Annotated in this window: 19 protein-coding genes and 1 pseudogene; 15 read left to right on the top strand and 5 right to left on the bottom strand. The window is 61.6% G+C overall.

What is annotated here, in order from left to right; translation table 11 throughout:
* Positions 1 to 154: 154 nt before the first annotated feature.
* The 8 genes and pseudogenes from JQ567_RS07195 to JQ567_RS38080 form a co-directional block, all read left to right on the top strand.
* Entirely contained in the window at positions 155 to 1,465 is a 1,311-nt protein-coding gene (locus JQ567_RS07195) for an FAD-binding oxidoreductase (RefSeq protein WP_212438170.1), read from the top strand.
* 184 nt (positions 1,466 to 1,649) lie between these two features.
* Complete coding sequence (locus JQ567_RS07190) at positions 1,650 to 2,522, top strand: GNAT family N-acetyltransferase (RefSeq protein WP_212438169.1); 873 nt, start codon at positions 1,650 to 1,652, stop codon at positions 2,520 to 2,522.
* Positions 2,523 to 2,533: 11 nt separating this feature from the next.
* On the top strand, positions 2,534 to 3,727 hold the full coding sequence (locus JQ567_RS07185) for an alanine racemase (RefSeq protein WP_212438168.1): 1,194 nt from the start codon (positions 2,534 to 2,536) through the stop codon (positions 3,725 to 3,727).
* 72 nt (positions 3,728 to 3,799) lie between these two features.
* Positions 3,800 to 5,077 (top strand): FAD-binding oxidoreductase, encoded by a 1,278-nt coding sequence (locus tag JQ567_RS07180; RefSeq protein ID WP_212438167.1) that lies wholly within the window; start codon positions 3,800 to 3,802, stop codon positions 5,075 to 5,077.
* Positions 5,074 to 6,531 carry an aldehyde dehydrogenase family protein gene (locus JQ567_RS07175; RefSeq protein WP_212438166.1) on the top strand — a complete coding sequence of 486 codons (1,458 nt, stop codon included), beginning with the start codon at positions 5,074 to 5,076 and terminating at the stop codon, positions 6,529 to 6,531. Before JQ567_RS07180 ends, JQ567_RS07175 begins: the two co-directional genes overlap by 4 nt.
* Before the next feature lie 359 nt (positions 6,532 to 6,890).
* Entirely contained in the window at positions 6,891 to 7,559 is a 669-nt protein-coding gene (locus JQ567_RS07170; RefSeq protein ID WP_212438165.1) for a haloacid dehalogenase type II, read from the top strand.
* 35 nt (positions 7,560 to 7,594) lie between these two features.
* On the top strand, positions 7,595 to 8,917 hold the full coding sequence (locus JQ567_RS07165) for an FAD-binding oxidoreductase (RefSeq protein ID WP_212438164.1): 1,323 nt from the start codon (positions 7,595 to 7,597) through the stop codon (positions 8,915 to 8,917).
* Between the two features lie 33 nt (positions 8,918 to 8,950).
* Positions 8,951 to 9,094: pseudogene (locus JQ567_RS38080) on the top strand (alanine dehydrogenase); the annotation flags it as partial.
* A 104-nt stretch (positions 9,095 to 9,198) separates the two neighbouring features.
* Here the strand turns inward: JQ567_RS38080 and JQ567_RS07160 are convergent.
* Positions 9,199 to 10,638, bottom strand: coding sequence for an FAD-binding oxidoreductase (locus JQ567_RS07160; protein ID WP_249165303.1), 1,440 nt, complete (start codon positions 10,636 to 10,638; stop codon positions 9,199 to 9,201).
* Positions 10,639 to 11,240: 602 nt separating this feature from the next.
* On the opposite strand from JQ567_RS07160, the gene JQ567_RS07155 reads away from it, so the two are divergent.
* Positions 11,241 to 11,648, top strand: a complete 408-nt coding sequence (locus JQ567_RS07155; RefSeq protein WP_212438163.1) for a RidA family protein — start codon at positions 11,241 to 11,243, stop codon at positions 11,646 to 11,648.
* Between the two features lie 55 nt (positions 11,649 to 11,703).
* Here the strand turns inward: JQ567_RS07155 and allE are convergent, their stop codons facing one another.
* Together allE and JQ567_RS07145 are read right to left on the bottom strand one after the other, a co-directional pair.
* Entirely contained in the window at positions 11,704 to 12,501 is a 798-nt protein-coding gene (gene allE / locus JQ567_RS07150; RefSeq protein ID WP_212438162.1) for a (S)-ureidoglycine aminohydrolase, read from the bottom strand.
* 47 nt (positions 12,502 to 12,548) lie between these two features.
* Positions 12,549 to 13,517: a LysR substrate-binding domain-containing protein gene (locus tag JQ567_RS07145; protein ID WP_212438161.1), complete on the bottom strand. Its 969-nt coding sequence runs from the start codon at positions 13,515 to 13,517 to the stop codon at positions 12,549 to 12,551.
* Positions 13,518 to 13,819: 302 nt separating this feature from the next.
* On the opposite strand from JQ567_RS07145, the gene JQ567_RS07140 reads away from it, so the two are divergent.
* From JQ567_RS07140 to JQ567_RS07120, 5 genes are all read left to right on the top strand, one after another.
* Positions 13,820 to 15,385 carry an ABC transporter substrate-binding protein gene (locus JQ567_RS07140; RefSeq protein WP_212438160.1) on the top strand — a complete coding sequence of 522 codons (1,566 nt, stop codon included), beginning with the start codon at positions 13,820 to 13,822 and terminating at the stop codon, positions 15,383 to 15,385.
* Positions 15,386 to 15,450: 65 nt separating this feature from the next.
* Positions 15,451 to 16,182 (top strand): aspartate/glutamate racemase family protein, encoded by a 732-nt coding sequence (locus JQ567_RS07135; RefSeq protein ID WP_212438159.1) that lies wholly within the window; start codon positions 15,451 to 15,453, stop codon positions 16,180 to 16,182.
* Between the two features lie 45 nt (positions 16,183 to 16,227).
* On the top strand, positions 16,228 to 17,103 hold the full coding sequence (locus JQ567_RS07130) for a polysaccharide deacetylase family protein (protein WP_212438158.1): 876 nt from the start codon (positions 16,228 to 16,230) through the stop codon (positions 17,101 to 17,103).
* 229 nt (positions 17,104 to 17,332) lie between these two features.
* Positions 17,333 to 18,073 carry a polysaccharide deacetylase family protein gene (locus JQ567_RS07125; RefSeq protein ID WP_212438157.1) on the top strand — a complete coding sequence of 247 codons (741 nt, stop codon included), beginning with the start codon at positions 17,333 to 17,335 and terminating at the stop codon, positions 18,071 to 18,073.
* A 61-nt stretch (positions 18,074 to 18,134) separates the two neighbouring features.
* A complete protein-coding gene (locus tag JQ567_RS07120; RefSeq protein ID WP_212438156.1) occupies positions 18,135 to 19,256 on the top strand; it encodes a M20 family metallopeptidase in 1,122 nt (373 codons plus the stop codon).
* A 142-nt stretch (positions 19,257 to 19,398) separates the two neighbouring features.
* Here JQ567_RS07120 and JQ567_RS07115 read toward each other — a convergent pair whose 3' ends face one another.
* Together JQ567_RS07115 and JQ567_RS07110 are read right to left on the bottom strand one after the other, a co-directional pair.
* Complete coding sequence (locus JQ567_RS07115) at positions 19,399 to 20,022, bottom strand: tyrosine-type recombinase/integrase (protein WP_212438155.1); 624 nt, start codon at positions 20,020 to 20,022, stop codon at positions 19,399 to 19,401.
* A 497-nt stretch (positions 20,023 to 20,519) separates the two neighbouring features.
* Positions 20,520 to 21,497 (bottom strand): cyclase family protein, encoded by a 978-nt coding sequence (locus JQ567_RS07110; protein WP_249165302.1) that lies wholly within the window; start codon positions 21,495 to 21,497, stop codon positions 20,520 to 20,522.
* On the opposite strand from JQ567_RS07110, the gene JQ567_RS07105 reads away from it, so the two are divergent.
* A complete protein-coding gene (locus tag JQ567_RS07105) occupies positions 21,492 to 22,790 on the top strand; it encodes a GTP-binding protein (RefSeq protein ID WP_249165301.1) in 1,299 nt (432 codons plus the stop codon). The genes JQ567_RS07110 and JQ567_RS07105 overlap by 6 nt on opposite strands.
* The last annotated feature ends 86 nt before the right edge of the window (positions 22,791 to 22,876 follow it).

Raw genomic sequence — 22,876 nt, 5'->3', positions numbered from 1 at the left:
AATACGATGCGAGTGGCAGGAAAGCGGACAGCGTTGAAGGCCATGCAGCAGTGTTTCGTGACGCGCGTAGACGTCGCAAGCAACGCCTTGGCTGATCATAACGGATCTTGTCAGTAATCGCAGGCCACACGTTAACACACGAGAAGTCAGCCACATGCACGAGCCGAGAGTCGCCGAGAAGGATACGCCCTACTGGTGGGAAGCCTCACCGCTAAAACCGCTGCCTCAGCAGCCATTGCCCAAGAAACTCGACGTGCTGATCGTGGGCGCGGGCTATGCCGGCCTTTCGGCCGGGTTGGTGCTGGCGCGCGAGGGCCGCTCGGTTGCGGCCTTTGATGCAATGGACCCGGGCGAGGGGGCTTCGACGCGCAACGGTGGAATAACCAGCGCAAGCATACGACCTGATTACGCGACGATCTCCCGGCGCTTCGGCGAAGACAAGGCGCTGGCGATCGAGGCGGAAGGCAAGGTCGCACGCGAATTCCTGTACGATTTCATCAGAACGGAACGGCTCGAATGCGACTTTCAACTGGTTGGACAGTTCAAATGTGCGTTCGGATATGAACAATACGAAGCGATGGCGCGCAGCGCTGATGCGCTCTCGAAGAAATTGCGGATCGAGTCTCACGCGGTTCCGTATGCCGAGCAGCGCAACTACATCGGCACCGACTTCTACCGTGGTGGCACGGTCCGGATGGATATCGGTGGGCTACACCCGGCGAAGTTTCACGCCGAACTCCTTCGAGTGGCGCTCGCTTCGGGAGTGGTGGTCCATGCACGCACGCCGGTCATCTCAATCGAGAGGGATGGCTCCGGATTCCGCGTCGTGACCTCGGCCGGATCGGTGCAGGCGCGTCAGGTGCTGGTTTGCACGAATGGCTACACCGACGGCGCGGTACCCTTCCTGCGCCGCAGGCTGGTCCCGGTTCGCAGCCGGATCATTGCAACCGAAGAGCTTGCACCTGACGTCATGGCGCGGCTGATGCCAAAACGAATGATGATGACGGAGAACCGCCAGGTCGGCTTCTATTACCGACCTTCGCCGGACGGCAAACGTATCCTGTTAGGGGGGCGCGACAGTTCTCGTGTGGGGAACCCGGTGGCTCCGAAGCTCCTTCTGCGCAAAGGGCTGGTGAACCTTTTTCCGGAACTGGAGAATGTTCGCCTTTCGCACAGCTGGTTCGGCAATGTGGCGATGAATCGCGACATGCTCCCGCGCATCTTCGAAAAGGACGGTGTGGCCTATGCCACCGGCTTCTGCGGCTCAGGCGTAGTCTGGGCGCCGTGGATCGGTATGCATGCGGCCCACAAGCTGATGGGTAACGACGAGGCGGCGCGCACCGCCTTTGACTTCCGTCCGCCGGCCTCCATCCCGCTCTATCGGGGCGATCCGTGGTTCATGCCCGCCATCATCTGGGGATATCGGATGCAGGATCGCTTCGCGCTGTGGCGCGACCGCCGCTGACGGCACATCGTCTGTTCTGATGCATCATCAATGAAATCCTGTGCCGTACTTTGCTTCAGTCTGATTGCGTAATGCTGTCGGACCCAAGATACGCTGCAGCTCGTGTGAGCATCGTCAAATGGATCTCGCCGCGTCAGGCACTGGCGGTAAGTCCGGCAACCCAAGCAAGAGACGTCGACCCATCATGGCAACCGCAGCTACCCAGGCCGGAGATCGCGAGAATGAAGACGTGGCCCTGGTCCCTTTCGCGAGATCGCATCTTGAAGGTGCCCTGAAGCTCTCGCAGGAGATGTCTTGGCCGTACCTGCTCAAGGATTGGGAATTTGCGCTGCAGCTTGGCCGCGGTTTCGTGGTGACGAGTGCAGGTGCTGTGGTGGGGACCGCGCTTTGGTGGCCTTACGGCGACACCCATGCTTCCGCCGGAATGATCATCGTCTCGAAAGCCGTTCAGGGATTGGGTTACGGGGCCCGGCTGATGGACGCGCTGCTCGCGGCGGCACGACCACGGATCATCACGCTGAATTCGACGGCCGAAGGCATGGCGCTTTACCAGCGCCGCGGCTTCGCCAGCATCGGCATGCTGCACCAGCATCACGGCATTCCTGGCCAGCGCCGTGACACGCCGCCGCTCGGAGACGTCAGAACGATGGTTCGATCGGACTTCGAGGCGGTCGTGGGTCTCGATCACGAGGCCACCGGCTGGACCAGGCGCGAGATGCTGAACCGGCTGATCGAGGTCGGCGATGGCTATGTCCTCTTGCGTGACGGCATACCCCGCGGCTACGCCATTTCCCGTCTCTTCGGCCGTGGGCATGTCATCGGTCCTGTGGTCGCCGAAAGCCCGACCGATGCGCGCGCATTGATCGAGGCCGCGCTCGCGCCCCTCGGGAGTGTTTTCGTCCGGGTCGATACCTCTACCACCTCGCAACTCGGGGAGTGGCTCGAAGGCATCGGGCTGCAGCAAGTCAGCGACGCCACCACCATGGTCCTTGGGACGCAGATGCCATCGACTGGGCCGGCGCGCACGTTCGCGCTCGCCAACCAGTCATTCGGCTAGGAAACATCGGGATGCTGCGCTTGGAGATGCACGGAACGGATATCCCGAACGCCGGACCGAGCGAGACGGCCGCGACGGTCGGCGCGCTGGCAACGCCGGCCCTCCTGCTCGACAAGGACCGGCTGGATCGCAATCTCGGCCGTCTGTCCTCTCGCATGGACGCGCGGGGCGTCGTGCTGCGCCCCCATATGAAGACGGCGAAATCCATCGAGGTCGCCCGGCGCGCCTGCCCGTCCGGATTGGGGCCGATCACCGTCTCCACGTTGGCGGAGGCGGAGTACTTCGCGCGGCACGGTTTTCGGGACATGACTTATGCCGTGGGCGTAGCACCGCACACCGCTGCGAGGGCGATGCGTCTCCGGAAAGCCGGCGTCGACCTCAAGGTGCTGCTCGATTCGTCCGAACAGGCGAAGATTCTGGGCGATGCTGGCCGCGCCGCTGCTGTGACGCCATCCGCCTTCATTGAGATCGACTGCGATGGTCATCGCGGCGGGCTGACCGCCACCGATCCCAGCCTCATCGCCGTCGCAGCCGCCATGGCCGAGGCCGGCGTCAAGCTCGCCGGCATTCTCACCCATGCCGGCGAATCCTACAGCCTCTACACGTCCGATGCCCTTGTTGCGGCTGCAGAGAACGAAAGGGCGGTGGCTGTGGCCGCCGCGGAGACGTTGCGGGCGGCGGGGCATGAATGTCCGGTCGTGAGCGTCGGTTCGACGCCGACCGCCCATTTCGCCGAAGACCTGACCGGCGTCACGGAGATGCGAGCCGGTGTGTACATGTTCTTCGATCTGGTGATGCACGGTGTCGGTGTCTGCACCACTGACGACATCGCGATCTCGGTTCTCACCACCGTCATCGGAACGAAGCCGGAGAAGGGCTGGATTTTGGTCGATGCGGGCTGGATGGCGCTGTCACGTGATCGCGGCACCGCGGCGCAGCGGATCGACCAGGGTTACGGTCTCGTCTGCGATCTGTCCGGCAAACTCTATCCGGATCTGATTGTTTGGCAGGCGAGCCAGGAGCACGGCATCCTCGCCATCAGATCCGGATCGGCTGCAACCCTGCCGGATCTGCCGATTGGCATGAAGGTCAGGATCCTGCCCAATCACGCCTGCGCGACGGCGTCACAGCACGAGCTGTACAATGTTGTCTCCGCGGGAAGCGACGCAATCGAAGCTCAGTGGCCGCGAATGCGCGGCTGGTAGGTTCTCAAACAGAGTTGCGCCGTCACGATTTGCGGATGCCCAGCATTCAGATAGCGAGAATCCGAGGTCGATATGAAGCTCACATCCTATTGGTTGGACACATCGGAGCCATTCAGGAGCGCCACCGCAGGACCGGTGCAAGGCACCTGCGACGTTGCGGTGATCGGCGGTGGCTTGACCGGTTCTTCGGCCGCTCTGGCTCTCGCCAAGAAGGGCGCGCGCGTCGTGCTCCTCGAAGCCGAGACGATCGGGCACGCGGCGTCCGGCCGCAACGGCGGCATGTGCAACAACGGGTTCGCCCAGGACTACGGCACGCTCTCGGCCAGGCTTGGTAAGGAAGTCGCCGATCGGCTCTATCGGGCCTTCGACGCCGGGGTCGATACGGTCGAGCGCCTGGTGGCGGAAGAGAAGATCGACTGCAGCTTCGCGCGCGTCGGCAAGATCAAGCTCGCGGCCAAACCTGAGCACTATGACAAGCTGGCGCGCAGCCAGGAATTGCTCGCCGCCAATGTCGATCCCGACACGACGATGGTGAGCCGTGCCGATCTGGCCGGCGAAGTGGGATCGGAGCGCTATTACGGCGGATTGATCTACCGCAAGAGCGCCGGCATGCATGTCGGACGCTTCGTCCGCGGTCTTGCGGAAGCGGCGGCGCGGCGCGGCGTCGAGATCCACGAGCATGCGCCGATGATGGGCCTGCGACCCGCCGCCGGCGGAGGCCACGAGATCGAGACACCGAAGGGCCGGCTTCGGGCCTCGCAGGTTCTGTTGGCGAGCGGCACCTCGCATACGGGGCCGCTGGGTTGGATTCGACGCCGGATCGTGCCGGTGGGCGCCTTCCTGATCGTCACCGAGCCCTTGCCGATCGCGACGCTCGATCGGCTGCTGCCGCGGCGCCGAATGGCGGTCGATACGAAGAACCTGGTCAACTACTTCCGAACCACGCCTGACAACCGGCTGCTCTTCGGCGGCCGCGCCCGTTTCGCCATCTCCAACCCGAGCTCGGACGAGAAGAGCGGCGCGATCCTGCAGGCTGCGCTGCACGACGTCTTTCCCGAGCTTCGCGCCATGCGCATCGACTATTGCTGGGGCGGGATGGTCGACATGACGCGCGACCGGCTGCCACGCGCAGGCGAACGCAACGGCATCTACTATTCCATGGGCTACAGCGGCCATGGCACCCAGATGTCGACTCTGATGGGGACGATCATGGCGGAAGTCATGGACGGACGCACCGAGCTCAATCCCTGGAAGGACTTCACCTGGCCCGCCATTCCAGGTCATCTCGGTCCTCCCTGGTTCCTCCCGCTGGTCGGCGCCTATTACCGGATCAAGGATCGTTTCCAATGACCTCGGCCGTTCGACACCTGATGGAAGCCGGCTTCCTCGGCAAATTCTACATCGACGGAGAATGGCGGAAGCCGAATGGATCGGCGACGGCGGACATCGTTAACCCGGCGGCCGAGCAGCCGATCGCCGAAGTCGCGCTCGGCAATGACGAGGATGTCGAGTACGCGGTCGCCGCCGCCAGACAAGCCTTCGCCGGCTGGTCCCGCACGCCGGCTGCTGGGAGGGCGGCGCTGCTCGACCGGATCCATGGTTTGCTCCTCGAGCGGCTCGAGCTGTTCGCGCAGGCAATCACGAGCGAGATGGGGGCCGCCATCACGTACGCGCGCAGCGCCCAGGTGCCGCTCGCCGCCGAACATATCCGCGTCGCGCGTGACAATCTCGCAACCTATTCGTTCATCAGCCCGCGCGGCAGCACCGCGATCATGCGCGAGGCGATCGGCGTCTGCGGCCTGATCACCCCTTGGAACTGGCCTCTCTACCAGATCACAGCCAAGGTCGGTCCGGCGCTCGCGGCAGGTTGCACGGTGGTGTTGAAGCCGAGCGAATTGTCGCCCCTGAGCGCCTTGCTGTTCGCCGAGGTGGTAGATGATGCCGGGTGTCCGCCTGGTGTATTCAACCTCGTCAACGGGACCGGTCCGGTCGTGGGGACCGGTCTGGCGTCGCATCCCCAGGTGGACATGATCTCGATCACGGGCTCGACCCGTGCTGGAGTTCTCGTTGCGCAAGCGGCGGCAGTCACCGTCAAGCGCGTCGCCCAGGAACTCGGCGGCAAGTCACCGAACATCATTTTGCCGGATGCCGATCTGAGCCGGGCGGTTCCGCTTGGCGTCGGCGCCGCGTTCCGCAATCTCGGCCAATCCTGCAGCGCACCGACGCGCATGCTTGTCTCCCGCTCGCAGATGGCGAAGGTCGAAGTTCTGGCTGCGGCGGCCGCTTCCGAACTGGTGGTCGGCGATCCGCTTGCGGAAAGCACGACCCATGGTCCGATCGCCAACCAGCCGCAGTTCGAGCGTATCCAGGCCATGATCGGCGTCGGTCTGGAGGAAGGTGCCAAGCTTGTCATCGGCGGGCCGGGGCGGCCCGGCGACCTTCAGGTCGGCCTCTATGCGCGGCCGACGATCTTCTCGAACGTCCGTCGCGACATGAGGATTGCGCACGAGGAAATCTTCGGCCCCGTGCTGTCGATCATTCCCTACGATACGATCGACGAGGCGGTCGAGATCGCCAACGACACTGTCTACGGCCTCGGTGCCCACGTTCAAGGCACGGATATCGAGACGGTGCGGGCGGTCGCCGGGCAGATCCGGTCCGGTCAGGTCCATCTCAACTATCCCGACTGGGACCCGAACGCACCTTTTGGCGGATACAAGCGTTCCGGCAACGGCCGGGAATATGGCCTCGAGGGCATGGAAGAATATCTTGAGACCAAAGCCATTCTCGGGTTTTTCCGATGAAATGCTACCTATAAGGCAATGGTCCGAATGGACATCGGCGGGCTAAATCCAGCCAAGCTACCAAACGCAGGACCCCATCGCCTTTCATTCCGCGGACCGTAGAGACCACGGCCAGTTTTTCGACTGGTTCCGAGATAATGGAATTTTGTGTGCCCGGGAAAGTGGTGCGCACGCGTGGGAAGAGCGAGGCGCTGTGGCAGTCTGTGCTGGCCGAAGTTGCAAAAAGAGCTTTTGTGTGCAGGCCTGGCAACTTCATCGGTAGGAAATTTCGCGTCTGAGATGGAGTAATCACCTCGCTCGAAGTGTGGTTGAACGTGAACTCGCGAGTTCCGTCTTCGCAGTAATTGGAGAGAGACACCATGACCATCTACCGGCCCAAATACATCAGCTTCGACTGCTACGGAACGCTGACCAACTTCCGGATGGCCGAGATGGCCCGCGAAATCTTTCCTGACCGCGTGCCGGCAGACCGGATGGAGGCGTTCGTCAAGGACTTCGCCGGCTATCGTCTTGATGAAGTGCTCGGCGCGTGGAAGCCGTACCACGAGGTGGTCCACAATTCGATCGAGCGGACGTGCAAACGCTGGCGCGTCGAGTTCCGCCCAGAAGAGGCGCTACGCGTCTACCAATCGATTCCGACCTGGGGCCCGCATCCGGACGTGCCGGATGGACTGGGGAGGATCGCTGACAAAATCCCGCTGGTGATCCTGTCGAACGCCATGAACGAGCAGATTCACGACAATGTGCGTCTGCTGGGCGCCCGCTTTCACGCAGTATACACGGCCGAGCAGGCGCAAGCCTACAAGCCGAGGTCACAAGCGTTCGAATATATGTTCGACCAGCTTGGCTGCGATCCGAAAGACATCATGCACGTCTCGTCGAGCTTCCGCTACGATCAGCAGCCAGCAAGCGATCTCGGCATCGGCGTACGAGTCTTCGTCGGGCGCGGGCACGAGCCCTCCAGCCCCTTTTACCGCGACGTGGAGATTCCTCACATCGGATGCCTCCCGGCGGTCGTCGGCTTGTGATAGGCGATGATTAATCCCAGCAAGGCGTCATAGCAGTGTCGCCCCGCGTCGAGCGCATTCACAGCGATGAGCGTCTCCCGGCCGAGGCCGACGTCGTCATCGTCGGCGGCGGCATCCTCGGCTCTACGGCCGCCTATTACCTCGCGAAGCGTGGCCTCTCTGTGGCGCTCCTCGAGAAGGGCCACGTCGCCTGTGAACAATCGAGCCGAAACTGGGGTTGGTGCCGCCAGCAGAACCGCGACCGGCGCGAACTGCCGCTCTCGGTGATCTCCATGCGGCTGTGGGACGAGCTCACGCGCGATATCAATCGGGACCTCGGATTTCGACGCTGCGGTCTCGTCTATGCGACCCACGACGAGGCTGTGCTCGCCGGTTGGGAAAGGTGGCGCGAGGTCGCCAGGGAGTACGACGTCGACACCCGCGTGCTGAGCCGGGCGGAGGTGGCCGAGCGCGTCCCCGACGCGCGCGACAAATGGGTCGGCGGGACCTATTCGGCTCGGGACGGCAAGGCCGAACCTGCGCTTGCCGCGCCGGCTATCGCCGAGGGGGCCAGAACTCTCGGCGCCACGATCCACCAGGGATGCGCCGCGCGGGCGCTCGACTTGGCCAATGGCAAGATTGCGGGCGTGCACACGGAGAAGGGCTACATCAGAACCAGCGCGGTGCTGTGCGCCGCCGGCGCCTGGTCCTCGCGCTTCCTTCGGCCGCTCGGGATCAGTTTCCCCCAAGCGAGCATCCGGCAGACCGCGCTGCGTTCCACCCCCACAATCAACATAGGCGACGCGATCTCCACACCTTACTGCACGATCACGCGCCGACTGGACGGCAGCTATACGCTTGCGATCAGCGGCAAGGCGAACCTCGAAATCACGCCCCAGGCCCTCCGGTATAGCCGGGAATTCATGCCGCAGTTCTTGCGTCGCCTGAAAAACGTCAGGCTCGGCATCGGCCAATCGTTCGTTTCGGGGCCGGATTCATTGCCCGCGCTGCTGACCAACGACGATCGGATCTTCGAACAGAATCGCGTGTTGGATCCTCCGCCCTTGAAATGGCTGATGAGCCAAGTGGTGGAGAGCGTCCGGAAAACCTTCCCCCAACTCGGCGAACTAGAGATCGATAGCGCCTGGGGCGGCTTCGTCGATTGCACCCCGGACGCAGTGCCTGTGGTGTCGCAGGTGGACGGGGTGGAAGGCCTCGTCCTCGCGGCGGGCTGCTCGGGTCACGGCTTCGGTTTGGGCCCGGGGCTCGGCTATCTGGCCGCAGAGCTTGTCGTAAACGACACGCCTTGCGTCGATCCCACACCGTTCCGGCTGTCGCGTCTGGTCGACGGCTCGAAGCTGGACATCGCCGCCATCTGAAGATCGAGCCGGAAGTCAAGCCTGACGCGCACCGTGGCGAGCAAAGGATTCGCAGCCGTGCTGGAAGATCCGCATCTGCGTGCTGGCCTGAATGTCCATCGTGGTCGGTTAACGTATCAGGCCGTAGCCGAGAGTCTCGGCCTGCCATGCTCCCCGATCGAGCAGGTTGCCGCCTGATCTGCTCCAAGAGGTCCCCAAGAGGTCCCTACGGGACATTTCCTCCCCAACTTGAGCCACTCCTTCGGAGTGGCTCCCTTTTTCGCTCCCTCACCTCGGCATCATCAAGAGGCAGCCTCCCTCCCCAACGGGCGAACCATCGCGCCAGCGTTCATGATGTCCGCTGGATCAAAGGCGGTCTTGATACGGCGCATCGCAGCGATGCGGCCGACGTCGCCGTACCGCTCCAGAAGATGCTTCTTGAACCGACCGACACCGTGTTCAGCGCTAAACGTGCCGCCGAGCGCCGCGGCCGTGTCGTAGAGTTGCAGCGACAGGCCGCTTTCGATCCGCTTGGTGAACTCTATCCGGTCGACGCCGGGAGGCACGAGCACATTGTAATGCAGATTGCCATCGCCGACGTGTCCATAGACGGACAGCTCAAGATTTGCGTCATACGACCGTACCTGCGAGCCGGCTAAATCCAGAAAACGCTGAATGGAGGAAAGCGGTACGGAAATGTCATGCTTGACCGATCCGTTCCGGCGCTTCTCGCCCTCCGGGATGGTCTCGCGTACCTCCCACATCGCGGTCCGCTGCGATCCGCTCTGCGCCAGGAAGGCGTCCTCGATCCATCCGGACTCGATCGCTTCGGCCAGAACGGCTTCCATCAGTCCGTCGAGATCGAGATGACGCGAGGAGGAGGCGAATTCGGCCAGTACGGTGCCCCCAGCGCCGGCGCGGACGGAGGGCGGGTTAGTCATCGCTTCGCTCGCGAGCGCGATCGATCGGGCCGTCATGAATTCGAACGTGGTGAGCAGGTCCGCGGATTCGCGACGTACCAGGGCGAGAAGCTCGGCGAGCGGGGCACCCATCGCGAGCTTCAGCCAGGCGGTCGCGCGGCGGACCGGCAAGGGCGCGAGGCGCAACACAGCGCCCGTGACGATGCCGAGAGTTCCCTCGCTTCCAACGAAGCACTGTTTGATGTCGTAGCCTGTATTATTCTTCCGTAGTTTGCGCATGTCCGAAACCACCGTGCCGTCCGATAGAACCGCCTCGATCCCGAGGAGGAGATCGCGGGTCATCCCGTATCTGACGACGGACAGTCCGCCGGCGTTCGTTCCGATGTTGCCGCCGATCCGGCAACTGCCTTCCGCGCCGAGGCTGAGCGGCAACAGAAGTCCGGCGGTCGCCGCGGCGTCCTGTACGTTCTTCAGGATGGTGCCGGCGTCGACAGAGATGCTCATGGAAGCGGGATCGACTTCGCGGATCCTGTCCATCCGCTCGAGGCTCACGATGATCTGCCGTCCGGAGGCGTCCGGCGTCGCGCCGCCGCAGTAGCTCGTGTTGCCGCCCTGCGGAACGATTCCGATGCCCTGTTGTGCCGCCAGCCGGACGATGTCGACGACCTGCTTCGTCGTCGCCGGCTTCAGTACGGCGAGCGTTGATCCCGTGAAGAGCTGGCGTTGATCCGTTGTGTAGGTGGCGATCCGCTCTGGATCGTCAACGACGCCCCCGCCATCCAGAAGGTCGCGAAAGGCGTGAACTTGTATTGACCGAGACATGCTTCAGCTTCCGATGGGCGTCGTCGGATCATTTTCGCGCGTTTGTGCGACATTGCTTGCTGTTCGTTGGCGGTTCCGAAGACACGAATGCCGAAATGCCACGATGTTCCGCAGTTTGCGCCGATTCAGCCTCGCACGGAACGCCTTCATCGCAGCCGTTTCGGACTTCAGAGGGGGCAATCGATGACTCGCAAGACAGCCTATTGAGCCCAGTGTTCGAATTGGGTGCGCCGCGGCCGCGTCCAGGTTGACCGAAGAAAGATGGCTCAGAGGCTTGGGGCGCAGCAGGCGCACGGGATGCTTGCTGGTAGCTAGGACGTGGATTCCCACGTGCGGGAATGAAAAACAGCTTCTACGTCAATGGTTCCGCATGTCCTATTGAAATGTGCATTTTTCGACTTCCGAATTGCTTTTTGGGTGGGACAGGTTTGGAAGGCGAGCGTGACGCGCTCTAAAATTCGGCCGAGAACTTAATTGCGCTGTGCCTTTGTTTCTGCACCGTTGACGCCAGCGAGAACCGCGCACAGACCCATTGTTACAGGTCGACTTCGTGCGCGTCGCTGCCATCTGTATAATTTCCTCCAATCCCGAGAGAGCCGAAAATGAATGGAAACGACATTACGCGTATCCCGAACAGGAATCTGCCCAGCAAGTCAGCGGTAGCAACATATCATTTGCCGGGCGGCGGCGGGTTTCTGTGGGCGGTGGCGGTTTCGCCTGATCGCACCCAAGATATTCGCATACAGACGCTGGGCGCCTTGGGCGTCATCGATAATTATCTGAAGGATGCGGGTCTGGATCGCACGCGCATCGTCAAGGCTGAGATCGTGGTGACCGACCACGACAACAAGCCGGCGTTCGACGAGGCCTGGGCGAGCTGGATGCCGGCGGGCCATGGGCCGGTGCGGTCGTTCGTGCAGTCGGTCATGCCCGATGGCGATCTTATCGAGATTATCATCACCGCCGCTCTGCCGGCCGGCACGCGCGACGCGTCTCAAGCATCAGGCTGAAGCTCCCAGAACCTCGTTCGCCCTGACCCATCTTGCTGGCGCTCATCGGCCATCGTCAGAGGACGACGTCCCGGTTGACGTTCTTGTACAGCAGATAAACCGAGTGGTTCAGGCCGGTGGGATAGAATTGCTGCGGACAGAACGATCCCATCCAGATGAAATCATCAACCCAGATTTCGTGCCAGCTATTGCCAAGATAGTATAGGCCTTGACCTTCCAGCATGAACAATCCGTGCTCCATGATGTGCGTTTCGACGGCCGGGAAGCAGACGCCGGGCTGGAAAAACATCAGGTTCATCTCAAAGTCGAACCGCAGGTCGCCCATTGGCAACAGGTGCTTGAAACCGCGGCCCTGCAGCCCGGTATGGTTCGTCATCGGCATGGCTTGTTGTTGACCGATGATCGCCGTTGGGGTGGCAATACCCTCGGCCTTCTCATAGCGCTTCTTGACCGCGATGACGCGGGCAGGCGCTGTGGGATGACAGGACATTGTGAAGGATACGCCGGGCGGCACATAGACAAAGGCGCCGGCAGCAAGCTCCACCGGCGGGTCGGAGCCGATGGTCACGTCCACGCCGCCTGCCACAACGTAGAAGAAGTGCTGCAGGTCAACACAGATCGGCTGGGCCGTACCGCCGTCGGGCTCGATTTCCAGCATATACTGGGCAAAACCGGCGCCGAGCGAAGGCGCCGCCAGAAAGCGCACAGTCGTGGACTTCCACGCCGGAAGCCGGCTCTTCAACACGCCTTCCGGCGGTATGAACGCGAAGTTGCGACCGACAACGCCGCGGTTGTGGCCGATCGCTCCGGGAGGAACGACGCCGGATTGGCCAGGCAAATCGTTGGGATGCATCTGAGGTCCTCGGTCAAATCGCGGGAGTCTGGCTCAATCGAAGGGCTCTAGCGATAGGCCGCGCCGCCTGGTTTCGGAAACATATGGCGGACACTGGAGCCCGCTTCACGTTGCAGCCAGTTCCGGACAGCCATCATCACGGGATCCTTGCGACGAAAGCGCGAATGCAGAAGATACCAGCCAGTCCCCCGCATCAATGGCGGAAAGGACAATGGGGCAATGAGCCGGCCAAGGTCGAGCTCCGATGTTACCAGGCTGGGATCGATGAGCGCAAAGCCGAGCCCGTTCATGGCGGCATGGGCGGGTAATACGCTGTTGGCGAAATGCAGCATTCGTTGCGGTTGTTCGCCGTGCAATCCGACCATCGCAAACCAGGCGGCCCAATCCTCCGCGGTGTCATCTGTGGAGATCAACGTTTCAGTGAGCAAATGAGCCGGTTCGACCAGCCTTCGTTGCGCGGCGAGGTAGGCAGGACTGCACATCGGTATCAGCCGGTCGGCGAACAAAAAATGGGCATTCAGTCGCGGCCATTCGCCTCTGCCATGGGCAATGGCCGCATCGGGTGCGCCTTCGCGCAAAAGATCCGGTAGATCCGCGTGGGTGAGCAGCCTGATCGTCAACTCCGGCTGCTCACGATGGAAGCGGGCGAAGCGCGGCAGCAGCCAGCCGGTGGCGAAAGCCGTTGGCACGTTCAATGCGAACGTTGCGCGGGGGCGCTCTGACAGCAGCCGGGCAGTCCCGCTTTCGAGCGTGTCGAAGGCTTCAGACACGACCGGAAGCCAGGTCCGGCCAAACTCCGTCAGCTCGAGCGACTGCGGGTAGCGATCGAACAGCTTGCGGCCGATCTGTGCTTCCAGCGCCTTCACATGCCGGCTGACCGCTCCCGGCGTCACCGCCAGCTCATCTGCGGCAAGCGCGAAGTTGACGTGACGAGCGGCCGCCTCAAAGGCCCGCACCGCATTGAGCGGGGGTAGACGGCGGCGGGCTGTAGATACGCGTTTCGATGGGCGTGCCACGGGTCAATCCTGCCTTTTGCTCGGTTCAGTCTCTGCAGTCGCCATCCTAAGCCTCGCCCGGGAGGCTTAGTTTTTATCATGCTTAGCCGCAAAACAAGTGGTTTGCTGAAAAATCAATGAGGACGATAGGCTCGGCAGGTCGATGACGCGGCACAATGGCTTCGCGTCATGGACCAACGACGCAAAGATCGACCGGGAGGCGACCGAACGGAATATGTCCGGTGATGGATGATGCTTCGCTCCAAAGGTGCAGTGAAGTATCTGGCAACAAAAGAGGTGCTCCCGTGGGATTGCGTCATTTTATGCTGTCTGCCGCTCTTTCACTTGTCGGTGCCGCCGGTTTTTCCGCGGCCGCGCATAGCCAAGACCGGGTGCTGAAGGTCTCCCTGCAGACCGAACTTCAGGTTCTCGATCCAATCATCACGACAATCAATGCGACGCGCGTGTTCGCTTACCTCGTCTTTGACCAACTCGTGGCGATCGACAGCGAAGGCCATTACAAGCCGCAAATGTTGGCCGGCTGGGACGTCAGCCCTGACCGGTTGACCTACACCTTCCATCTCCGTGACGGGTTGAAGTTCAGCGACGGTGCGCCCGTTACATCGGAAGATTGCGTCGCCTCGATCGAGCGTTGGGCCAAGCGTGAAGGTTTCGGTGCCCAACTGATGGATGCCGCGGATCGCTTCCGGGTCGTCGATCCCAAGACCTTCGAGTTGAAGCTCAAGCGGCCGTTCGCGTTCGTCATCGAGGCGCTCGGCAAGCCCGGCCATCAGATACCCGTCATGATGCCGGCGCGGTTGGCTCGCCTGGATGCAAACACCGCGGTGCCCGAAATTGTCGGCTCCGGGCCCTTCCTTTTCCTGAAGGACGAGTGGCGTCCGGGCGCCAAGGCGGTCTTTGCCCGCAACCCGAACTATGTTCCCCGTTCCGAGCCACCAGATGGTCTCGCCGGCGGAAAAGTCGTGAACTTCGACCGCATCGAGCTGTTGAGCATTCCCGATCAGTCGACGCGGGTTGCAGCCTTGCAAAAGGGAGAAGTCGATCTGCTGGAGGTCGTCCCATACGATCACATCGATCTGCTGCGCAAAGACGCGAAGGTGACGATCGGCAAGCAGCCGGCGATCGCTCAGAACATGATTGCGATCAATCTCAATCATGCGCAACCGCCGTTCGACAATCCCCTCATTCGGCGGGCGTTGCAGGTTGCGGTCGAACAGACCGACGTTATGGCGGGTCTCGGGCTTCCGTCCGACATGTATCGTGCCTGCTACTCGATCTACATGTGCGGCAACGACGGAAGCTCGGACACCGGCACGGAATATTCCCGCGACGTCGGGCCGAAGGCTGCCCAGAAGCTGTTGAAGGAAGCCGGCTACAAAGGAGAGCCCGTGGTGTTTCTGCATGCGGGAACATCCGCCATTCTCAATCCGGTCGGCTCCGTAGTGGCAGACCAGTTGAAGAAGGCCGGCTTCAACGTCGATCTGCGGACATCGGACTTCGCGACGGTTGCTTCGCGACGCTTGAAAAAAACGCCGGTTGCGGATGGTGGCTGGAGCGTCTCACCGTTGGTGATGGCGGGGATCGATCTGGTCAATCCGCTCGCGCAGCAGATGGTGTCGCTGAACTGCATGGAGAACAATCCAGGCTGGTACTGCGATCCGGCGATGAATGAGCTGTTGAAGGCGTATGCGCAGGCGTCGACGCCGGCTGAGAGCAAGAAGTATCGCGACGGGATCCAGGGCATCTTCCACAAGAACGTCAATTACGTTCTGGCCGGGCAATTTGCTGTACCTCCGGCGTACCGTTCCGATCTCAAGGGTATGATCCCTTTCAGCTTCCCGGTGTTCTGGAATGTTCGCCGCGAGTGAGGGGTCGGGGGCAAACGAAATCTGATTTCCGCCTTTCGGCATTCTGCTCCCGGAGCAACCGTGAAATGCTACCCAGGATTCTCTACCAGTTGACCAGCCCGATGCACCGAACCCTGGGTGTCGAGGAGATCGCGCGGCGCCGTGCGTACCTGTCGGAAGCCGCTTCATCCGATGTTACCATTGATGTCTGGCCGCTCGAAGATGGACCGTCGGCGGTCGAGTCGAACGCCGACGCGGCCCTGGTGGTGCCTGAACTTCTCCGTACCGTTCCAAAATGGGTAGAGGAGAGCTATGAAGCCGTCATCATCGGCTGCTTCTGCGACCCCGGCATTGCGGCGATACGAGACGTCACTGATATTCCGGTCATTGGGCCGGGCGGCGCCGCGATGCATCTGGCGGCTCAATTCGGCGAGCGCTTTTCGGTGTTGTCGTCCGATCCCACTCCCAAGGGGTTGATCGCCCGCCTTCGTTCCCTCGGGCTCGCCGAGCTCTTTGTCTCCGAACGCTTGGTTGGCTGCTCGGTGCTCGATCTCGTCCGAAATCCGGATGAAGCCTTCAATGGTATTTTGGCAGCGGCGCGCAACTGTGTTGATGACGGCGCCGACATTCTGGTCATGGGCTGCATGGGAATGGGATTCACGCCGCAGCTGACGGAGCGCCTGCAGGATCGTGTCGGGGTACCCGTGGTCAATTCCGTTCTTGCCGGTCTCAAGATCGCCGAGGCCGCCGTCAGTTTACGTCTTCGCCGGGCCAGCACCGCCGATGCCGTCACGGCACCGGTCGTGAGTGCTGCGTGAGTCATTGTCGTTGCGGTCTCATTCCGCCGTATCCAGGGTAAATCGATGACAAGTGCCGCGCTCGCCCATGACGTCGAACAGCTGAAGGCCGCAGCCCTTGGGTACGAGGCGCGGCATCTTCCGATCGCGAACTTCATTCTTCCGCCCGGAGTGCGGATGGCGGTGAACTTCACCCTGGATTTCGATGCCATGCTGGCCCGGCGGCTTGCGAATGAGCCGCCGATGCAGCTCACGAAAGGGGAGTTCGGCGGCCGCATCGGCATTTGGCGCCTGCTGGAAATGTACGAAGCCCATGGCATCAAGGTCACGGTGTTCACCCCGGGGCGGATCTGTGAACTCTATCCTGAGGCCCTCAAGCGGGCGGCCAGAGCCGGGCACGAAATCGCCGATCACATGTGGGAGCATCACGTTCCCAAGGACAAGGCACTCGAGGAAGACCACCTGCTCAAGACGATCGCGGCGCTTGAACGCGTCGCAGGTCGCCGTCCCGTCGGAACCCGCAGCGAACACAGCCCCGCGCTGCTCCGGCGGGAGGGGTTCATCTACAATTCCTCGACCTCGTGCACCTACACGCCACTCTATCAGGACGACGAGAACGGCATGAACCGGATGGTGCAGTTGCCGGTGCATTTCGCGATCGATGATGCAATGTATTTCAGTACCAACTGGGCCGGCAGCAAGACACCTTCTCAAAGACTTCTCGATCCGGACGAGGTTTTCGAGATGTGGTGGAGCGCCTTCTGGAACCAGTACAAGGCGGGCGGCTACCTGAACTTCATGCTGCATCCCTTCGTGTCCGGGCGCGCCTCCAGGGTCGACATGCTGGAGCGACTGATCGTCGAAATGAAGAAACTTCCGGGGGTTTGGTTTCCAACCTGCGAGGAACTGGCGCGGCACTGCCTGTCCCAGCATCCAGCCTAATCACCGCCGGCAAGCCATCAGGACCAGCTCAATGCCTTGGAAGCAGAACTATACGATCTCGGATGAAATCGGGATTAGCGATGCCGACGTCCGCTGGCCTGAGGGCAAGCGCTGTTGTTTCAGTCTGGTCGTCGATCTCAGTCCGGCCTCGACACCAGCCGGGATTACCGCCGGTGATCTCACCCATCCGACTTCGCTGTTCGGCATCACGGTGGGGCTGCAGAACATCATGCAGCTGCTGCGGCGATTCGATCTGCGCGCGACCTTCGTCGTCCCGGCGGTGATGGCCGAGATTTACCCCGATCGGATCAAGGCCATCCGTGACGACGGACATGAGATTGCCGCCGGGGGATGGAAACACGAGGACGTCAGCACGTTGAGTGTTGCGGAGGAAAGGGAGCGGGTCGCGCTGACGACGGAAACGCTGGAGCGCATCGTCGGAAGGCGGCCGAAGGGGTGGTTTTCACTGCCACGCCAGCAGGACGCATTCGCGGTAGGCACCGTCAGCGCGGCGACGATGAGCTTACTGATCGATGCCGGCTACGGCTATATGGGGAACGGTCTCGCGGACGACGCGCCGCATTATTGGGTTGCTGACGTCCTTCAATGCAAAACGATCCTGACGCTTCCGTACCATTACAGCTGCGACGACCAGTTTTTTCTGATGTTTCCAACGGAGGGCACTGGCCTTGATCGGGTCAATGCGTTGAAGCGAAACTGGCTTCGCGAGTTCGAGGCCCAATATCGACGCGGTCGGTATTTCTCGCTGACGGTTCATCCGAAGGGGATCGGCTGGGGGCATCACGCCGAGGCGTTTGAAGAGGTTCTTGCCCACATCGCGAGCCTCCCTGATTTATGGAATGCGACGGGGACGGAATGCGCGGATCATTGGTCGGCGACCTATCCCGCGGACACCCATCTTCGCCTTTCCCCTTCGATCTGGAAGGATCACGAGGGAAGCTTGAGCTGACGTCTTGAGGTTATTGGTCAATCGGCGCCAAGGGCGTTGCAAATATTTTAGCGGGGGCATGATGCCGGAGCGATTACAGCAATCCGATGCGGAATCGATCCTTGCCGGTCTGCGTCGTTGGGTGGAGATCGAAACCCCGACCGGTGACGTCGAAAACATGGCGCGACTGCTCGATGTCGTGGCTGCCGACTTTGCGCAGCTTGGTGCCCGCCTCGAGCGAATTCCGGGGAGAGACGGGATGGGCGACCATCTGCTGGTTCGGCTGCCGTGGGGAACCGGGCCGGGCATTCTCTCCGTTTCCCATCTCGACACGGTGTGCCCGCCGGGGTCGGTCGCCATGCGCCGGGACGGAGACCGCTTTCATGGCCCGGGCATCGCCGACATGAAGGCGGGCGGTTATCTGGCATTCAAGGCCGCTGAACATATTGCTGGCCTGGTCCACCAGCCGATCATGCCGTTGACGCTTCTTTACACCTCCGATGAAGAGATCGGTTCTCCGACCTCGCGCGGCATCATCGAGCGGCTGGCGAGCGAGTCCCGCTACGCCCTGATCGCCGAGCCGGCACGCAGGGACGAGGTCATTACCTTCCGCAAAGGCCGCGCAAAATATCGCCTGGACGTCGAGGGAAGGGAAGCGCATGCCGGCTCGGCTCACGCGAATGGCCGCAGTGCCATCTCGGAGATTGCTCGCCAGATCATAAGATTAGATCAATTGACCGACTACTCCACCGGCACGACGATTAATGTCGGTGAGGTCGGCGGCGGAACCACGCCGAATGTCGTCGCGGGCCGTGCGTTCTGCACCATCGATGTTCGCTTTTCTAGCCCCGAAGCCGGTCGAATGGTTGACGAGACGGTCCTCTCGGTAAGCCCGATCGGTTCCGACGTGACGGTCGCGGCGAGCGGAGAGATTGAAAAGCCGTGCCTCGAACGGACCGCGGGTGGATTGCAACTGTTCGGATTGGCAAAATCCATCGCCCGTGAGCAGGACATCGAGTTGATCGAAACGTCGAGCGGCGGCGGCAGCGACGGGAATTTTACGTCGGCTGTCGGCATCCCGACGTTGGACGGGCTTGGTGCGATCGGCAACGAGTGGCACTCCCCGAACGAATACGTCGTGGTTTCCGCGCTTCCACGACGCGCCGAGCTGTTACGGCGAATGATCACCGATCTTGGGTCATAGATACCATGGTGGCCGATAGCTGACGGCGCTCTCACTTCAGCGAAGGAGCTTCTTGCTAAGAGCACAGATCGTTACTATTTGATTGCGACTGGCCGCTTCTGGCGCGAAAGAGACCACCGGCGTGGAGGCCGGTGGTCGGCGATTAGAGCTCAATCTGTTCAGCCATATTCAAGGCGTCGTCCACCTCAATCCCGAGATATCGTACGGTGCTTTCCAACTTGGTATGACCGAGGAGAAGTTGGACTGCACGCAAGTTACCGGTCTTACGATAAATCTGGGCCGCCTTCGTGCGGCGCATCGAGTGCGTGCCGTAAAATACTGACTCTAAGCCGATGCTTTTAACCCAGCGATGCACCAGCCGGGCATATTGGCGAGTTGAAATGTGAGGACTGGCATGAATTCGAGTTGGGAAGAGGTATCGGGAGCCTGTGGCCCGCAACGTTGGTAGCCAGGCTTCAACGGAATTCCTCGAGTGCTCCGAAATCTCGAACTGCACTGGTCGACCTGTCTTCTTTTGGACAATAGTCGCTCGACGCCGCACATTTGCTCCCGAGCAAACGTCGTCCAGTCGCAGTTTGACCAGGTCACAGGCGCGAAGTTTACTGTCGATTGCGAGGTTAAAGATCGCAAGGTCACGCATTGACCGCGCGATTTCTAGGCGGACTCGAATAGACCATACGTGCTTGGGCTCAAGTGGTTTCTTCTGGCCGACGAGTAATCCCTTGTTCCAAGGTCGTCGGCATCGATCAACGGGGCGTGCAGGCATACGCGATCCTCCGCCGTCCCGCCCCCCGCGTCGCTCATCGCGAGCGAATGACTTTAGTGCCGACTGATCAATCCGGCGTTCCCGACGAGCATGCTCAGGACCGACCGCTTCTGGCGCGAAGCTGACATTCGACGAAGCGCGGGGATCGAAGGTGCCACAATCGGACGTTCTCATAAGGACGCGCTATGTGCCGTAGATCGCGGAGGCGCGCACTTCCACCAGACTGGCGCGCAGCGCAATTGCATTCCATGGACGCTTGAGGTAGGGCGGGGGCTTTTGCTCTTTCACCGGGCACGATGCAAAGAGCCAATCCGTTTAAGTTCGCTCTGGCTGAGCGCATGCACATTTGGGACGACGGTTCTTCTCCGATCTTGCCTTCAGGCAAAAAGCTCGCCGCGTTGCAAGTGGGCGCGCTCCCAGCGCAAGCTTGACATTTCGCATCATGAAAATTGCACCGGCGTGGGCGGTCCGCCCGCCCACGCTCCAATGCGACCTCGTCATGTAATCGCGATCGGGCAGCCGTTGCTTCCCGTGGCGCCCTTGATGGGCGACGGGGTAAAGCAATAGACGAACTGATATTTCTTGTCGGCGATGAGCTCGTCGAAGATCAGGTTCTCGTGGTTGAGGATGCCGTGCTTGGTCTGCAGTTCGGCATGGACCACGAAGGCGAGCGACTTGTCGGGATTCGGGACCACCTCGACCGCCCAGGTGTCGGCCGCGGTGAGCGCGAGGTCCTTTTCGATCACCCATCGGGCAGCGTCGAGGCCGATACCCGGCTCTCCGCTGTTGAAGCGATCATTGTTTTTCATCCACAGCGAGCCCCAGCCCGTATGGAACATGATCGCGTCCCCGGCCTTGATGTCGCTCTCGGGGATGTTTTGCTTGGCCAGCGCCGCCTTGATATCGGCAGCGGAAATCTCCTGACCGGCGTCCATCATCCCGCCCTTCAATGCGACCATGTCGATGAGATGCGCGCGGGTGAAGATCGGCTTCAGCTTCTCGATGCCGAGCTTCTTCAGGCCGTAGGCGTCGCTGATATCCTGGGCGGTGTGACCGTTGTAGAACCGCATCTCGCTCTTGTCGCCGTCCTTGCCCAACTGGATGCCGATATGGCCGAGGCCGTCGAACTGCGTGCCGGTCTGGCCGATCTCGGTGGCAAGGAATTCGTCATGGTAGACCAGCTTGTTGTCGCCGAACGGGCCGCCGGTCGGACCGCCGGGAATGCGCAGCGAGAACGCACGCGCTCCGAACAGCGGCATGCCTTGCTCGTAGACCCGGCCGATCTTGTAGATCTTGCCGTCCTTAATCCATTTCGCGGCATCGAGAACCTTTGCCGGCGTGATGTGGTTGGACGAGCCGGCCTCGTCGTCCTTGCCCCATTTCGACGGCCACCATGGCCCGGTGACGTTTTTGGGCAGGGTGGCCGTCTGCGCCTGCGCTTCGGATATCGGTGCCAGCGAGAATTTGCCATGCATCGCGCCTGCGAGCGCCGCGCCCGCAGCACCAGCCAGGCCGGCGGTGCGAAGCAAGGTCCGGCGATCGGTTTCTGCGATACCGGCTTGCTTCTCTTCGCCGCCTTTCTGTTCTTCACCCCTGACTGGATCGGCCATCGTTCTCTCCCAGGTTGTGCCCTTGCTGGGCTAAAAAAACCATTTTCGGTATGCTCCTCCTCCGCTAGGCTGTTGTCCAGCGACAAAAATAAGACGGGATGGGACGCGCCGATGAGCCTGTTCGAGAGCGACAAATCAGCCGAGCGGCTGCCGGTATCATTGATCACCGGCTTTCTCGGCAGCGGCAAGACCACGCTGCTCAATCGCCTGTTGCGCCACGGCGCCATGCGCGACAGCGCCGTCATCATTAACGAATACGGCGAAGTCAGTCTTGACCATCTCCTGGTCGAGCGCGTCGATGGCGAGGTCGCCGTGCTCGCGAGCGGTTGCATTTGCTGTACAATTCGCAGCGACCTCGAGGAGACGCTGCGCGCATTTCTGGTGAAACGCGATCGCGGCGAGGTACCGCCATTTCGTCGTGTTCTGGTCGAGACGACGGGTCTGGCAGACCCAGCCCCGATCGTGCAACTGCTGCTGAACAATCCAATGGTCTCGCATTTCCTGCGGCTCGATACCGTGGTGACGACGGTCGATGCCGCCAATGCCATTCACCAGCTCGACCATCAATATGAAGCGGTGAAGCAGGTGGCGCTGGCCGACCGGCTATTAATCACCAAATGTGATTTGGTCAGCAATATTGCCGTATTGGAGCAGCGTCTCCGCCAGATCAACCCCGGCGCGAGGGTCGAACGCGTAACGCATGGCGAGATCGATCCGGAGCGGCTATTCGGTGCCGCCCTGATCGATCCCGAGAAAAAAGCGATCGACGTTGCGCGCTGGCTCAACGAGCAGTCGTTCGCAGGATCCCGCGAGCCGGCGCACGAGCACCACGATCACACCCATCACAGCCACGATACAGGGATCACCAGCTTCGTGGTCTCTTTCGACGAACCGCTCGACTGGATGACGGTTTCGCAATGGCTGGCGTATCTGCGCGGCGCACGCGGCGAGGATCTGTTGCGGGTCAAAGGCATTCTCAATCTCTGCGGGGAGCAGACACCGGTCGTTATCCACGGCGTTCACCATGTCTTCCATCCGCCGGTCGCCCTCTCCGAGTGGCCCGACGCCGATCGCCGCTCGCGCATCGTGTTCATTACCCGCGGCATCGCGCGCCAAGATGTTCTCGCGCTATGGCAGGCAGGCCGCGCGGCAGCTTAAGACAGTTGCTACAATCCATTTGCGGAATTCTCCCGATGTCCGTTAAAGCCGCCGTGAGGTTTGCCGCTAAAATCCCTGGGCCCGCT

The sequence above is a fragment of the Bradyrhizobium sp. AUGA SZCCT0431 genome, from assembly GCF_018131065.1.
Lineage (GTDB): Bacteria > Pseudomonadota > Alphaproteobacteria > Rhizobiales > Xanthobacteraceae > Bradyrhizobium.
This window is presented reverse-complemented; position numbering and strand designations above follow the sequence as displayed.